Here is a 13,495-nt window from a genome sequence, read left to right as displayed (position 1 = left end):
GTCAAAGTCATAAAACGTGCTAACCGCACCAGTCAGCACCGTATATCATTCCAGGCATTAATTAACTGTATAATATTCACTTATTCCCGGGCTGTGTCGTGCCAGCCCGGGAATGGTGATATTACGCCCGGGTACGTCGGTACTCAGGGTGCGTGTTGACCCCCCAGAGGCCGGCAAAGGCACTTACCACTGCACCAGTCAGCAGTGCTATAAATGACCACAGAGCCATTCTTGCACCAGCACTGGCTGCAGCGTCAGCTTTTTCAATGGCTTCTTTTTTGAGTTCAGCATAGCGCTCTTTGGTCTCATTCAGTTGCTCCTCAACGTCATTAAGACGTTCCCTGATCTGAGCTGTGGCGTTATCACGGGTTTGAATAAAGTTTTCGACAGCCTTGTCTGCTTCCTGATCCGTCATTGTGGTATTGGCAGACAATGCTTTTTTAACATCTTCCCGGTCTACAGACTTTGTGACCCGTTCTGCACGCGACTTCAGTCTGTCGCTAAGACGGTCAAGAATAGCATCACTGCTATCAGGACTGACAGCGAGATCCTTCAGTGCGCGGGTAATGTCATTACCTGCCGCTTTAAGTTGTGTCTGAAGGTACTCAGGCTGAAGTTCCGGGATGCCTGATTTTTTGAGCGCATCCGTAATTTTCTGGTCTGCGTTATTTGAATCAAAGCTGGTATCCAGACCCAGGCTTTCAGTAAGCCCGGAGGCAACATCTGCCGAGCCGCCAGCAGCTTTTCCAGCCAGACTGCCTATACCGCTCACGGCACTCCCGGTTGCAGATGCAATACCGCTGACAGCACTGCCCGCCGTGTTCAGTACGCCCCCTACCGCAGCAAATCCCAGCACAGAAGCAATTATCAGCGAAGTGGCCCAGCTCAGAAAACCGTGAACGGTCCCGTCCGTCCCGGCAAGACGCCCCGCAATAAACCCGCCACAGGCCAGGCTTATCACAACAGAGATAACAGACCAGGCTATCACAGCCTTATCAGCACCATTAATGATATCTTCTGATTTAGGCTCTAACATTGAGAGACCAAGGCTCGTTCCAAGCGTTGTGAAAAGCAGTGACAATGCAATGGCTGTAACCACCCCTGCAATCACACTTCCCCACGAGATACGTCTGACCAGAACAGCATCTTTATGAATTTCCATAATATGTCCTTAAATTATAAAAAATGCACAGTTGCTTCAGAAGTGTAGGACCTTTTCAGGAATATTCCGAACGCTCAGGACTCAAAATGTTTCCTGTAAACATAACATTTATTTAAATTATTATTTTTACTAATGATTATTGCGTCAGTAATCCTTCAAACATAACCAGCCGGCATAAATTCTTTGCTCGTTATGACGGTAGCCTGTTGAGTTTTATCTGGCAGGTTCATAAGGGGTAGTCAATGTAAAGTCCTGACGGGGAGCGCTGATGAAATGGCGTGGTACCGCAATGCTGGCTGCGACATATATTTGATATAACAACACACTGCACGACGACACGGCTGAGTGAACTGTTGTCAAGGCGGATAGCTCTGTTTGTTTGCCAGATGGCAGACTGCTTATTCCTGACAATGATAGTTGATTACGCATATCCCGGGCATTCAGCAGGAGAAAAAAAACGCGGCAAACAAAACACCTTCAGGTTCTCATTAGAGCGTGGTTGAAATCACTCCTGCCTGATATCAGTACAGACCGTGTTTTTAACAACGTGGTCAATGTTAAGGATTACGGAAATCATTACACACGGCAGTACATTAAGACTGGCAAAATCGAACATTCATCAGCATTGTCAGTTCCGGCTAACTAATTATATAACAGAGACTTAACGGGAGCCTATCAGGGTGTAATATGAGAGAAGGATTTAAAGATATAGCTAATTCATATACCAAATATGATACCGGTTCTAACAGGGTTGTTTAACTATGACTGTGGCAACCAACCCTGCAATGAAAAATCTCATCCCACTATGATATACAGGCTCCAGCGAGGACACCTGCTAAAGCTCCCCCGGATGTTATCTCTACCAGCTTTAGCACTGGTCAGGGAGAGGGCGTGCCAAACCGTGTGGTTCACCCTCAAAATTTAACTGGTATGCAGATGGTGCATCTGCTGGTCATCACCGGAAACAGGCTCACGACGCCAGCCCGACTGCTCCATCACCTGGTCCAGACCGGTGAGGTTACCGGTGATACGCTCCGGCAGCGAGTAGCGCTGCGTGGATGCCTTATCAACCCCGCCATCCTGGGCAGCCCGGTTTATTCAGATACCTGACACTAAAGGATTCAGTTGTATTGTGTCACTTCCTGATAGATCGTGGCGTACATCAGCAGACAGCAAAGATTCCAGACCCCTCACTGCTTCTGCAGAAACTCATCCAGCACTGACAGTAACCACTGCACCTGGCTTTCCTGAACAGAATGGTCAGTGAATGGCAGATTCAGAAACGTAGCTCCTGCCACCCGGTCTGCCAGTTCGACAGCATTAGTGCGAGAGACAAGCTGGTCTTCATCGCCCCGCACGACCAGCAGGCGGGCACGGATGTTACGCACGGATTCGCCCGGATAGCCAGCTTCACTGTCGTCAAGCCAGAGCTGCCGCACTGCCGCCATCAGCCTCTCAAAATCAGGCTCAGGGTTCAGTGCAAGGTAGCGATCAACCTCTCGAGGGAACATTTCACACCAGTCTGCCGCAGTGATGTTCGCGTACATCTCTCTGGTTGGGTCATCCAGTGATAACGACCAGTGCGCGCCGATCGTAATAAGCTTGTCGATCCAGGTCTTACCGCTCGCGGCCGAGCGCAGGGCTGCAATGCCACCGTCACTGTGGCCAATTACGCTTGTGCTGGTAATTCCCAAATGCCGGATAACAGCCTCCACATCCTCCTGAATACGTCTGTATGTCAGGGGATAAATACCGAGCGTGGATTTGCCATGTCCCTGACTGTCGATGCCGATCAAGCGGTAGGTTTTGCCAAGATGCGGCGCCAGCATATTGAAGGTTTGCATATCACCAAGACCTCCATGTAGAAAGAGCAGTGCCGGGCCGTCCTTATTGCCCTGTTGTTCGTAATAGATGCGCGCGCCGTTGACTTGAAGGTGTACACCGTCCAGGTGGTTGAAGACTGTCATGCCATTGAGCCTTGTCCTGATGGTTGTGGATACTTGTATCGTATCAGTTTAATACTGCAAATGGCTGAGTTTCAGGAATTGGAAACAATCTGGAATGCAATTTCATGTATTAAAATTGATGAGGCTGAACTGACGCTGGCTTTGAAAAAAATCTGATGCTGAGGCTGTTGAGAAAGACGGTATGAGGGCATTGCATCAGTATCATTCTTTATACTGCTTAGTGAAGTCGCCTGTAAAACTTGACGCCATAAAAAAAGTTCTGCAGCCCATCTTCTAGTAAAATAAATCAAGTTGTTCAGGTTCACTGATAAGCCTTATATTTCCCTGAGAGTCGGTATTAAACCGGGCATGATAGCGTACTGAATCAATCCCCATGACCAGATTATCCAGGTCGGTATTGGCAACGCGCACTGAGTGATTTTTCGCCCAGGCGGGCAGTGCATGAATATAATAGGTGAAGGTGACATCAGTAATGCCTGCGTTTCCTGTCGAAACAGCCTTTATGGATCTGACACGCATGGTTCCGTAGCAGAAATCATGATGTTCAGAGAAAAAAGACTGACCATAAGGGGTTAGCTCCCATATTTTACTCCCTGTTTTCACATGAGATGAAATCAGGCCAGCTTCGACAAGCGCTTCCATTTTTGCATTAACCCACAGATCAGTACCTGCTATTATTCTAACCGGCCATTGCTTCTCACCCAGACACAGAGGCTGCTGATTAAGTGACTGCTGTATCAAATCATGATATAGACTCTTTTCCCCTGCATGGCTGCAGTAGGGGAGGAAGAAAAGTAATATCCCTACGATAATTTTCAACGAAATTTCTCCATGTCCAGAATTTGAAAAGCTTCATCTACATCATCAAAGTACTGTTTTGTAAGGTAAATGCCTTCGGGGTGCCAGTAAAAAATCGATGTGCCGGGATCTTCAATATTTTTTTCCAACTGAAATCGCGAAAACCTTACCCGCGATTTGTCGGTAACATCCCCATTCCCCGAGCTGCCTGCATATTTGGTCGCCCTGATAAGGTAAACGCGCCCTTTATAGCGATGAAGTTCTGTACCGCTTATTTTAAGAGATGATGCTGACAACCTGAAATTTTCCCAGGTAAACCCGTCGTCGTCAGGAACCGGGACGATAAACCAGTCTTTCCCCTGTCTGATAAAGATGTTGAAAGTATCACCGGGATGAGAAGTGTTGTTGTCATAAGTGGCGGAAAAAACAGCGTCAGGTGAGCCATCATTATTCAAATCAAGGCTGGTCAGGCCCTTATTCAGGGGGATGCGGGTGTCAGCCTGTGACAAAGCCGGAATGCTTATCAGCATGGCCGCCAGTATTTTAAAAGGCATTTTCAGGTTCAAAATTTTCGCACCAGTCTGAACCCCGTATCCGGCAGCGCGTAGCCGGCACTGTGGGTGTCGCAGCCAGCCAGACTACCCGTGCGTATCAGGTAACTGCCGCCGCAAAAATAATACATTTTCACTCCGGAAACGGTGTCGAAATCATCAACCCATTCCGAAACGTTACCGCTCATATCATACAGCCCAAGTGCATTTGGTTTCAGCGTTTTAACGCGGGTAGTACCGAAATTCGGATCATCAAACTCTGGAAACCAGGCGACAGCTTTTGCGTTGTTGCTGCCAGCGAATCTGAAACCATAACGGGCATTATCCATTCCGGCTTTACCTCCCCTCGCAGCTACCTGCCATTCCTCAGTTGTGGGTAAGCGGTAACCATCAGCCCTGGTATCCTGTGTGAATTCGTAACTGGAACTGTCACGTGCAGGTAGGCCCTTCTTGGTTAAATAGACGGGTCTCAGTCCTGTCTTTTCACTCAATGCATTTGCAAAAATCACTGCATCTGACCATTCAACGCTGGTTACCGGATGTGTACCATCGTCTGTATCGGATTGCAGGCAGTCCTCGAAAATTGCCCCGTTGCATCCGACGCCGAACGTATAACCACGTTCAAGAGCCCATTCGTGAACATCTGAATAAAGCCGGTAGGTGACTTCAGTACGCATTATCCTGTAGGAATTCAGCGAGATATTTGTATGTGCTGCATAATCATGTTGGCCAAAAACGTTACCGACATAATACCTGCCTCCGGTAACCAACACTTCATCAGTTGATTGTGCTCCGGCGGCAAATGTGGAAAAAGCAGATAACAGATAAAGAAGTTTATTTTTCAAAGTGCCCTCCTGGCTGATTTCACGCTGCTGGTTTCTTAATCTGATAAACTATAACAATATTATGGGATTAGAGTTAATAATATCTAACAGTAAAAACCAGAAATTACTTTCCAACCTTCCTTACCCACAGTCCGGCAACCTTCTTGCTAAAAACACTCTGCTGCAAAATGTGGCGCCAGAACCCGAGTTCGACAGTATTGATGCCCTCCGGCGCCGGTGGGGATTACAGGAAGGAATATCCCGAAATCACCTCATATCTTTGCCAGACCCGAACGGTCCTGCTGCAGCTTATTTCTGTTTGGTAGAATATATTACTGGTGGGATCACGTACTGAAAGAAGGTTAGGATGAAAAAAATTTAAATTCGCCGATTAAAACAGAGAAGAATTCAGATTTTTTTTGACAGATATTTATGAAATTTCTCCTGGATTGACGAAGGCATGCCCATCGCGAAAATCAATACGCAATATAAACCGCCCAGGTTTTCCTGCCGAGTTTTTTGTCTGGGAACTCAGGCTGTCAGAACCCGGTACCCGATGAAAGCATAATATGCGTGCTCTGCTTCTGCCGGCGGGATATGTCCCAGCATTTCCAGCAATCGGCGGTTATTGTACCATTTCACCCACGTCACAGTAGCAAGCTCCACTTCCGACCGGATTTTCCAGCGCTGACGATGTATCACCTATGCTTTGTAAAGCCCGCTGATGCTCTCTGCCATTGCATTGTCGTATGAGTCTGTACTGCCTATGGACGCCAACAACTCTGCATACTTAAGCCGCTGTTTGTACGCCAGGGAAACATATTGAGAGCCTTTACCTGAGTGGTGGATGGTGCCGCTGGGGCGACGGGACCACAACGCCTGCTCCAGCGCATCCAGCACGAACGCTGTTTCCATCGACGATGAGCCCCGCCAGTCTACGCTCCGGCCGGCAACACAGTGATGATGAACACCACGTAAGCGAAGCCCTGTCAGGTGCTGACGTAAGTAAAATCAGCTACTCACAACTGTTCTGGTCGTTCTACCATGAACACACGTCTCACCTGGTCACCGGCGGCTCCTTCTTTCCGGCTAACCTATGCTCTGGAAACCGCGGAAGACATGCAGTGGAACTACCGTCTGCTGAGCGATAGGTAATGCTCCGGCCGCAATGCTGTGGCATTCAGTTCGGGCGTAAACGGAATTTATCTCTCACGGGGTTGCCTCAATGTTGCTTTTGACGACAGTGGCCGACAGATAAATCCGCTGACAGCGCGTCTGACGGGGAATGTAGCAGGAGTGATGAAGCTTTTTAATCGCTGTGACTGGCAGGTAGAGCCTGAATCTGGTACCTCGCTGCCCTACCGGTATTCGTTGATGGCCAGACAGGGAGAGCCAGGAAAGGGTGATTAGTGGCGGATCTGTGACAGGTCGTTTTCAGACAGACCTGTCATTTTCATGACGGTATTGTGGTCGATGCCGTTTTCCAGCATGGTACGGGCAACTTCGAGCTTACCTTTTTCAATACCGCGTTGTTCACCGAGCTGCAGACCTTCAGCTCTGCCCTTCTCGATACCTTTCTGTTCAAGTTGTTGAGCGATGGTCATGAGAGCGTCTCCGTGTGGCGGCACACGCTGTGCCAGTTCGCGTACAAAAGCTTCGGCGTCCGCAGTTTCGCCTGCCTGTAATATATAGTGTGACCTGTGATGAAGACAGATATCCCGCCAGCAAAATGGGCGCCAGCAGGTCTACCAGTTCTGTCAGGTCCCGCTGATGAATGTGTTTCTGCAATAACGTCAGGGCGGCCATACTGCGATGGCCAGCAATTTCATCATCCGGAATGACAGTAACGTCTACCAGCGGGAAAGCGTTGCTGTAGAGTTTGCCTGCCAGCGCCGGAGCGTCAAACTCATCCAGCCATCGGGTGGAGTACGGATAAGGGCTGCGCTTACCCGTATAGAACAATTTCCGTGAGGACACTTTCATTCCGGTTATTAAAATTCCCGATGGTACCAGCCTGGTTAATGCAGATATGAAAGTTAATGAAGATGCTATCGCCGAAGTCAGGAGCAAAGTAGAGGCATTCTGTACAGAAAACGCATATCACATAGAGGAAGCTGATGATGAATATACTGAACATACTGATACACTATGCCGGTTGGGAGTAACCCCAGATAATGCATATATTTTCACTATCGGTCATAAAGTTTTAGACTCCCTTGTAGTTCCTATGCTTAAGAAATTAATCCGGGAAAGGCAGGAAAAGGATAAATCGTGGGTTAGGGATAATTTTCAGATAATGCAGTCAGAGACAGAACAATCCAAGTATTTAACTACTACAAAACCAACTGTAATGTTGATTTTGTAGTCTCCAACTTCGAAGCATACAAAAACCAGGAGTTTTGGATAAAAATAACTTAAAAACTTAAAAATGCTGTTGGCAGGCAATAGATTTTTTAAATGTCATAAAGTGGCCATAAACAGCTGGCCACTTTAAATAAAAATACCATTTAAATCAGTTTTTACTAACCTTGCATACTCAAATGTAACCGGCGGAAATCATGGTAAATTACAGGGTTCGTAAATTTACTGAATTTAGTTTTGCTTACCGCTGACAGTAAAGCTTCACAGTATTCTTTATTTCCACTGGTTGTATAAGCTTTAATAACTGTACCATTTTCTGCAAAATGAATGTGTAACCTGCATTCTTTCCTTTTCCACCTTGCTGGACTGGCAAGATTGGCATTTACTGCATCCCTGATTTCCCTTGCCTTTTCTCCCCATTCATCCTGATCGTCCCAGCGGCCCGAACTGCAACTGCCGGTTGCGTACGTTTTGTGGCATCCGGTTGGATGAAGTGGTGAGCAACCCGTTACAAAAAATCCTACAATCACCACCAAAATGAATTTAATTTTGAAGATATTCAGCCAACTCATAATTTAAAGTACCTTTTAACTGGATCTGAAGTCCAATGGATCGAAAACGTACGTTAGTGGCATAACTTTATGACGAATCCAAAAATAATGGACGTTGAAAAATGTATTCAAAACGATGCTTTTTTAGACCCCCCCCCTCAAAACGGTGTCTTTTTAATCGAAATGGGCGCTTAACGGACGGAATTGTCTACTAATCGATTTTTCAAAAGATAATTTTCTTCTTATCGTACGTTTCCGTACGGTTGGCCCTCAACCCCCTAAACGGAGTTTATCTTTCGCGCTCTAACCTTGATGCCGCTTTTGACGATAATGACCATCAGGTTAACCCATTGATAGCTCAACTGACGGGGAGTGTGGAAGGCGTGGTGAAACTGTTTAATAGCTGCGGCTGGCAGGCCGAACCTGAGAGTGATGCTTCCCTGCCCCACCAGTATTTACTGATGGCCAGACAGGGAGTCTCAGGAAAGGATTAGTGGCGGATCTGCGCCAGGTCGTCTTCAGACAGACCTGTCATTTTCATGACGGTATTGCGGTCGATGCCGTTTTCCAGCATGGTACGGGCAACTTCCAGCTTGCCTTCATTGCGGCCTTTTTCAATACCGCGTTGCTCACCGAGCTGAATCCCTTTCTCGATGCCCTTCTGTTCGAGCTGTTGTGCGATGGTCATAAGTGCGTCTCCGTGTTGCGGCACACGCTGTGCCAGTTCGCGTACAAAGGCTTCGGCGTCGGATGTTTCGCCTGCCTGTACTATATAGTGTACCAGCGATATTACCTGCGATGAAGACAGATAGCCGGCAAGCAAAATGGGTGCCAGCCGATCAACCAGTTCTGCCAGGTCCCGCTGATGAATATGTTTCTGCAGCAGGGTCAGGGCAGCCATACTGCGATGCCCGGCGATTTCATCATCCGGAATGACCGTAACGTCTACTAGCGGGAAAGCACTGCTGTAGAGTTTACCTGCCAGCGCCGTATCGTCAAATTCATCCAGCCAGCGGGTAGAGTACGGATACGGGCTGCGCTTACCGGTATAGAACAGCACCGGTATCACCAGTGGCAGTTTTTTATGCCCTGCCTCCAGGTGGCGCTGCATGGCGGCTACCGCATAGCGTATGAGGCGGAAAGCCATATGTTTGTCCGGCGTTGACTGGTGTTCGACCAGAACATGAATATATCCGTCGCCGGCTGTAGTTTTAAGGCTGTAGAGGACGTCGCTGAAATACTGGCGGAGATCATCTTCAACGAACGAGCCTGATTCCAGTTTCAGCGTGCTGAGATCGCAGACTGCACGCAGCTCTGCAGGCAGGTGAATTTCCATGAAATCACGTGCAATATCAGGTTGCGTCAGAAACTGCCTGAATGTGGCATCGTGGGGAGTGGGTGTGCTGCTTTTCTTCTTCATCAGCCTGGCTCTGAAAAATGACCCTAAGATGTTATCACAGCCCGGAAAAAGCTAACATTGGCGGTTAACGGAATGGCCATTCTTCCAGGGGGGAGTGTGCCGGGGTTGTTCGGTCCCCTCTCCTTTATTCTGATAACTCCGGTCTGACTGCATCGTCACGCAGGCGCATGATGGTTTGTCGTGAGGTACTAAACTCGCGGGCAATGGCGCTGATACTGGCACCCGCTCTCAGGTGTCCAAGCGCTGCCTGCCGCTGTTCCTGGTTCAGTGCCGGTGGCCGTCCAACCCGTTTTCCTGCTGTTCTGGCGCTTGCAAGCCCGGAATATGTGCGCTCTATCAGCAGGTCCTTTTCGAATTCGGCAACTGCAGAAATGACCTGCATGATAATCTTGCCGGCCGCGCTGTTGAGGTCCAAACCACCCAGCGCGAGGCAGGACAGTTCAGCTTGCCCGGCAGGTCGGCATGTACGCCCCTGTTTCTTCCCGTTCTGAGAAGCCAGCAAATATCCTCTGCGAATTCACGCTGAAAACGCCGCTGTTTTTTGGCCAGTGCCAGCCACCGGACCAGCAACAGGTTCTCCTGCGCCGGTGAGCTGACCTGCCCGTCCTTCCGGGCGTTCTGAAGTGCAACAAGTCCGCACCAGGCAAAGTGGCTGACGTTGAGGTTCCTGTTATCCAGTTGTTCGTCCTTTCAGTTATCCGGAGTACCTGGCTGTAATTGTGGGGGTTTTCCCTAATCGTGGCGGGAAACTTATAAGCACTTCCACCTGACGCGTCATTTGGTTATTGTAACTTTTCAAAAATGAATGGAGCCGAAAAATGATTGTAAGAACATGGCATGGTTGCGTGCCTTCAGAGCACGCTGAGGGTTTTGCTGCTCATCTCCAGTTAACTGGGGTCAAGCATTCTCAGGGAATTAAAGGGAATCTTGGCGCGTTCGTTAAACAGGAGCGACAGGGAAACTGGGAACACTTTTTCCTGGCAACCTACTGGGCTGACCTGGACTCAATCAAGGCCTTTGCAGGTGATGATTACCACGTTGCTGTGACTTACCCCGAAGATGAAAAATACTTTTTATTGTCTGATCCTTATGTTTTTCAACATGAAGTTCAAGTCGTTCATCGCCTTTAATTTAATAAGCAGTCGTATTTAGGCTGCTTAAATGTCATGTTTAGCTTCCTGTAATGGAACATTACACCGAGTTTGAAGCACTCCATGTTCCAGTATCCCAGCTTTTATTCTCAGCAACATGATTTTACTGTTGAGAGCCTCCGCATTCCCGCTTGATACACTGTGACGCATGGCGTTCAGAATAACGTACAGCCCTTTCCCTGATTTTTTAGCCGCGTTTTTCATCATGGATACATCACTGTTATCGGCCAGCGCCAGCCAAATCTGCCAGTCATTCCGTCTTTCCTCGCTCCATGGTCTGTTACAGATATCTTTTGCCAGCTCTTTCACGCCCAGCACTGGCTCGTTAGCTTCATCTATGCACGCAGCCGTATCAGTTTTTCTTGCCTGGTTTCGGTCATTCACTTATCGCTGTACAACCCGTGGAAACGGTTCTCATTTGCATGACGACGACTTTCAGCAGGGAGGTCAGGATGTCCATTCTAGCGGGTTTTATCCACCACATTGCCCAGTTGCTTTGCTACATGGAAGCGGCCAAAGGTGATTTTCTCAACCGCATAGGTAAGTGAATACGCACTGCTCTTATGTAGCCTGCATTCATGTCCATTGAGAGTATTTTGACGGTCAACAACTGAGCATCGGTTAACGTGCGAAGATAATAGGCTAGACTCTCTGCGCAGCGACCATCTGTTACCTGCAGGCATGGCTGGAAAAGCTGCGTCGCATGAACTTCGGCAGCCGCTCTGAAAAGGTGGCAAAACGCATCGCGCAATTAGAAACGCAGCTCAGCGCCATGTAGAAAGAGAGCGATGAGCGCACCGGTCGGGTGGACTATCCGCCGGTGCCGCGCCCACCCCGCATGCGCAAACCGTTCCCTGGATTCCTGTCGCGCGATGAAAACACCCTGAAGCCTGTTGGGGTCTGCTGCTCCGGCTGCGGCGGCGCGTTGTCTTACCAGGGCGAGGCGCGGCAGAGCTGCTGGAACTGATGCGCAGTGCGTTCCGGACTATCCGCACCGTACGGGAAAAACACGCCTGTAAATAGTGCGACCGCATCGTGCAGGCCCCTGTACTGTTGCGGCTTATTGAGCGCGGCATCGCGGGTCCGAGGCTACTGGCGCGGGTACTGACGTCGAAGTACACGGAACATACGCCGCTGAACCGTTAGTCAAAAATATACGAACGCCAGGGCGTTGCGCTCAGCTGTACGGTGTTGATGCCCTGATCTGCTTCCTCTGCTGTGATGACATTTCCGGATCGTGTCTGCGTTATCCACAGAAACGGGGGATAAAAACTGTATAACCGGCGGCAGGGACAGAAATGACCGCTGAGTGATAACCAGCACGAAAATGGTCACCCTGAAAAACAATCACCCGTGCAATTACCGTTTCGTCGTTCTGGCATGATCCGACTTCTGCCTGATTTACCGGTTTCCGGAAGCGTACCACGCTGTCAGGGCACAGCAAAGCCCCGGCAGGCAGCCCGCACCGGCAGGCCTGACACTACATATGGTGCCTGAAGCAGCTGACAGAACCACTACATACAGTGTTGCGCGCAGAAAACCGCCGCCGGGAGGGGAAGATCCGCTTCTACCTTTTTTCGGATCTGCGGGTTTTAACAAAGAAGTCTGTGAGCAGGAACTGAGTCAGAAGGGCGGATTTGAGCATGCAGGCGTTATTTCAGCCGAAAGCGTCCCGGGCGCGCGTGCGGGAATTTTAATGCTCACCGATCGCCCGGCACCCGCCCGGTGCAGCACGCTCTATTCGTGTTCCCAGCAGGGCTGCATGTCCGCTTTGAGCGAGAAGCGGACATTAAAATGATGGCGACCGGGAGGTTCTGCCACATTAGACATAACACCCCGGCAACGAACTCAATCACTATCGTTTCAGACAGCCAGCGCCAGTTGCAGATGATGCTCTATGAAGTCTGATTTTAGGGTGCTATAGCGATGAACATCGTTCCTGCTAAGCAATGCTGCTGAGTGTTTTATCTCAGCATACTTCCCTGCAATGTCCTTGTTTCGTCGAAGATAATCACGGAAAGCAAGATGCTTTAATATCTGCGAATCTCCGACTGCAAACGCATGCACTTGATGACTACGCTGATCACCGCCCTTAATGAAATATCTACGCCCTGGAATCCCGTTCTCACCACGAGCAACATACCCGGCGCGAGCCATCAATGAATTGTACGTATCCAGTTCATTGATGTCAGAAACTTCAAGCAGCATGTCGATTACGGGCTTTGCTGAGAGACCAGGAACTGACGTGCTACCAATGTGATGGACATCTTTAGCCATTCCATCAAGCAATTTCTTTATCAGTAAACTTTCAGCTTCAAACATCTCAGGCCATTTATCATCGTATGGCACAACAATAATTTTCCGCATAAACACATCCTCCTTGTCCTAATTATTTAACATAAGAGTTCTAATTTTCATAACTGAAAATTGGGACAAAATCCGCTTTATGTGATATAATATAATTAAATATAACAACAACATAAGGAGATATTTTATGTATAACCATGAATGGCATTTTTACGATCTAAATAGAAAAAAAACCATAGTTACAATCGTAGACACAGAGACTTATAACACCGGTGACGGAAAGAGGCATAACGGTAAGAACTACCGTGTTGTCGGCAAGATAACAGGGACGACAGGAAAGAAAGTAGCCATCCTACTGGCAATAGAGGTTTAAGTTCTTTTTACCATAACCTCTCTGTTGCGA

The 13,495-nt window shown here is 48.5% G+C and carries 12 protein-coding genes and 7 pseudogenes; 6 read left to right on the top strand and 13 right to left on the bottom strand.

All coding sequences use genetic code 11. From position 1 onward, the window contains the following. Positions 1–121 precede the first annotated feature (121 nt). From IBT47_RS24725 to IBT47_RS24700, 6 genes and pseudogenes are all read right to left on the bottom strand, one after another. Positions 122–1,162 (bottom strand): CAP-Gly protein, encoded by a 1,041-nt coding sequence (locus tag IBT47_RS24725; RefSeq protein WP_105594551.1) that lies wholly within the window; start codon positions 1,160–1,162, stop codon positions 122–124. Between the two features lie 1,190 nt (positions 1,163–2,352). Beyond that, on the bottom strand, positions 2,353–3,129 hold the full coding sequence (locus IBT47_RS24720; RefSeq protein ID WP_105594552.1) for an alpha/beta fold hydrolase: 777 nt from the start codon (positions 3,127–3,129) through the stop codon (positions 2,353–2,355). A 273-nt stretch (positions 3,130–3,402) separates the two neighbouring features. Continuing rightward, positions 3,403–3,948 carry a CpmK protein gene (locus IBT47_RS24715; protein ID WP_234472091.1) on the bottom strand — a complete coding sequence of 182 codons (546 nt, stop codon included), beginning with the start codon at positions 3,946–3,948 and terminating at the stop codon, positions 3,403–3,405. Then, positions 3,945–4,493 (bottom strand): CpmJ protein, encoded by a 549-nt coding sequence (locus IBT47_RS24710; RefSeq protein WP_200548061.1) that lies wholly within the window; start codon positions 4,491–4,493, stop codon positions 3,945–3,947. Before IBT47_RS24710 ends, IBT47_RS24715 begins: the two co-directional genes overlap by 4 nt. After that, a complete protein-coding gene (locus IBT47_RS24705; protein WP_234472090.1) occupies positions 4,490–5,323 on the bottom strand; it encodes an SUMF1/EgtB/PvdO family nonheme iron enzyme in 834 nt (277 codons plus the stop codon). Before IBT47_RS24705 ends, IBT47_RS24710 begins: the two co-directional genes overlap by 4 nt. A 510-nt stretch (positions 5,324–5,833) precedes the next feature. After that, positions 5,834–6,396 (bottom strand): annotated as a pseudogene (locus tag IBT47_RS24700) (DDE-type integrase/transposase/recombinase); the annotation flags it as partial. Here IBT47_RS24700 and IBT47_RS24695 point away from each other — a divergent pair. After that, a pseudogene (locus IBT47_RS24695) lies at positions 6,386–6,712 on the top strand (hypothetical protein); the annotation flags it as partial. The pseudogenes IBT47_RS24700 and IBT47_RS24695 sit on opposite strands and share 11 nt — an antisense overlap. Here the strand turns inward: IBT47_RS24695 and IBT47_RS24690 are convergent. Next, positions 6,709–7,264: pseudogene (locus IBT47_RS24690) on the bottom strand (Rpn family recombination-promoting nuclease/putative transposase); the annotation flags it as partial. The pseudogenes IBT47_RS24695 and IBT47_RS24690 sit on opposite strands and share 4 nt — an antisense overlap. A 67-nt stretch (positions 7,265–7,331) precedes the next feature. Between IBT47_RS24690 and IBT47_RS24685 the strand changes: the two are divergent. Beyond that, positions 7,332–7,667, top strand: a complete 336-nt coding sequence (locus tag IBT47_RS24685) for a hypothetical protein (protein ID WP_200563709.1) — start codon at positions 7,332–7,334, stop codon at positions 7,665–7,667. 157 nt (positions 7,668–7,824) lie between these two features. Here the strand turns inward: IBT47_RS24685 and IBT47_RS24680 are convergent, their stop codons facing one another. Beyond that, positions 7,825–8,235: a cell envelope integrity protein TolA gene (locus IBT47_RS24680; protein WP_200563707.1), complete on the bottom strand. Its 411-nt coding sequence runs from the start codon at positions 8,233–8,235 to the stop codon at positions 7,825–7,827. Between the two features lie 257 nt (positions 8,236–8,492). Between IBT47_RS24680 and IBT47_RS27140 the strand changes: the two are divergent. After that, positions 8,493–8,708, top strand: a pseudogene (locus IBT47_RS27140) (hypothetical protein); the annotation flags it as partial. Here IBT47_RS27140 and IBT47_RS24675 read toward each other — a convergent pair. The 3 genes and pseudogenes from IBT47_RS24675 to IBT47_RS24665 all read right to left on the bottom strand — a co-directional run bounded on the left by IBT47_RS24675 (position 8,705) and on the right by IBT47_RS24665 (position 10,312). Next, a complete protein-coding gene (locus IBT47_RS24675) occupies positions 8,705–9,634 on the bottom strand; it encodes an Rpn family recombination-promoting nuclease/putative transposase (protein WP_200563706.1) in 930 nt (309 codons plus the stop codon). The pseudogene IBT47_RS27140 and the gene IBT47_RS24675 sit on opposite strands and share 4 nt — an antisense overlap. Positions 9,635–9,758: 124 nt before the next feature. Then, positions 9,759–10,067, bottom strand: a pseudogene (locus tag IBT47_RS24670) (helix-turn-helix domain-containing protein); the annotation flags it as partial. Then, positions 9,971–10,312, bottom strand: coding sequence for a DUF2913 family protein (locus IBT47_RS24665; protein ID WP_370569948.1), 342 nt, complete (start codon positions 10,310–10,312; stop codon positions 9,971–9,973). The gene IBT47_RS24665 and the pseudogene IBT47_RS24670, both read right to left, overlap by 97 nt. Before the next feature lie 140 nt (positions 10,313–10,452). Between IBT47_RS24665 and IBT47_RS24660 the strand changes: the two genes are divergently transcribed. After that, positions 10,453–10,764: a hypothetical protein gene (locus IBT47_RS24660; protein WP_200563705.1), complete on the top strand. Its 312-nt coding sequence runs from the start codon at positions 10,453–10,455 to the stop codon at positions 10,762–10,764. On the opposite strand, the pseudogene IBT47_RS24655 reads toward IBT47_RS24660, so the two are convergent. Further along, a pseudogene (locus IBT47_RS24655) lies at positions 10,761–11,464 on the bottom strand (transposase); the annotation flags it as partial. The gene IBT47_RS24660 and the pseudogene IBT47_RS24655 sit on opposite strands and share 4 nt — an antisense overlap. Between IBT47_RS24655 and IBT47_RS24650 the strand changes: the two are divergent. Further along, a pseudogene (locus IBT47_RS24650) lies at positions 11,450–11,928 on the top strand (IS66 family transposase zinc-finger binding domain-containing protein); the annotation flags it as partial. The pseudogenes IBT47_RS24655 and IBT47_RS24650 sit on opposite strands and share 15 nt — an antisense overlap. A 720-nt stretch (positions 11,929–12,648) precedes the next feature. On the opposite strand, the gene IBT47_RS24645 reads toward IBT47_RS24650, so the two are convergent. Then, a complete protein-coding gene (locus IBT47_RS24645; RefSeq protein WP_200563703.1) occupies positions 12,649–13,152 on the bottom strand; it encodes a GrpB family protein in 504 nt (167 codons plus the stop codon). Positions 13,153–13,279: 127 nt separating this feature from the next. Here IBT47_RS24645 and IBT47_RS24640 point away from each other — a divergent pair, with 127 nt between their 5' ends. Next, positions 13,280–13,465, top strand: coding sequence for a hypothetical protein (locus IBT47_RS24640; RefSeq protein ID WP_200563701.1), 186 nt, complete (start codon positions 13,280–13,282; stop codon positions 13,463–13,465). The last annotated feature ends 30 nt before the right edge of the window (positions 13,466–13,495 follow it).

It is taken from the genome of Erwinia sp. S43, from assembly GCF_016624745.1.
Taxonomy (GTDB): Bacteria; Pseudomonadota; Gammaproteobacteria; order Enterobacterales; family Enterobacteriaceae; genus Erwinia; species Erwinia coffeiphila.
This window is presented reverse-complemented; position numbering and strand designations above follow the sequence as displayed.

What these genes read in the sequence shown, in the direction of transcription:
- IBT47_RS24725 (WP_105594551.1), bottom strand. Translation starts at nt 1,162, where the DNA reads ATGGAAATTCATAAAGATGCTGTTCTGGTCAGACGTATCTCGTGGGGA.
- IBT47_RS24645 (WP_200563703.1), bottom strand. Translation starts at nt 13,152, where the DNA reads ATGCGGAAAATTATTGTTGTGCCATACGATGATAAATGGCCTGAGATG.
- IBT47_RS24720 (WP_105594552.1), bottom strand. Translation starts at nt 3,129, where the DNA reads ATGACAGTCTTCAACCACCTGGACGGTGTACACCTTCAAGTCAACGGC.
- IBT47_RS24640 (WP_200563701.1), top strand. Translation starts at nt 13,280, where the DNA reads ATGTATAACCATGAATGGCATTTTTACGATCTAAATAGAAAAAAAACC.
- IBT47_RS24675 (WP_200563706.1), bottom strand. Translation starts at nt 9,634, where the DNA reads ATGAAGAAGAAAAGCAGCACACCCACTCCCCACGATGCCACATTCAGG.
- IBT47_RS24685 (WP_200563709.1), top strand. Translation starts at nt 7,332, where the DNA reads ATGAAAGTTAATGAAGATGCTATCGCCGAAGTCAGGAGCAAAGTAGAG.
- IBT47_RS24680 (WP_200563707.1), bottom strand. Translation starts at nt 8,235, where the DNA reads ATGAGTTGGCTGAATATCTTCAAAATTAAATTCATTTTGGTGGTGATT.
- IBT47_RS24660 (WP_200563705.1), top strand. Translation starts at nt 10,453, where the DNA reads ATGATTGTAAGAACATGGCATGGTTGCGTGCCTTCAGAGCACGCTGAG.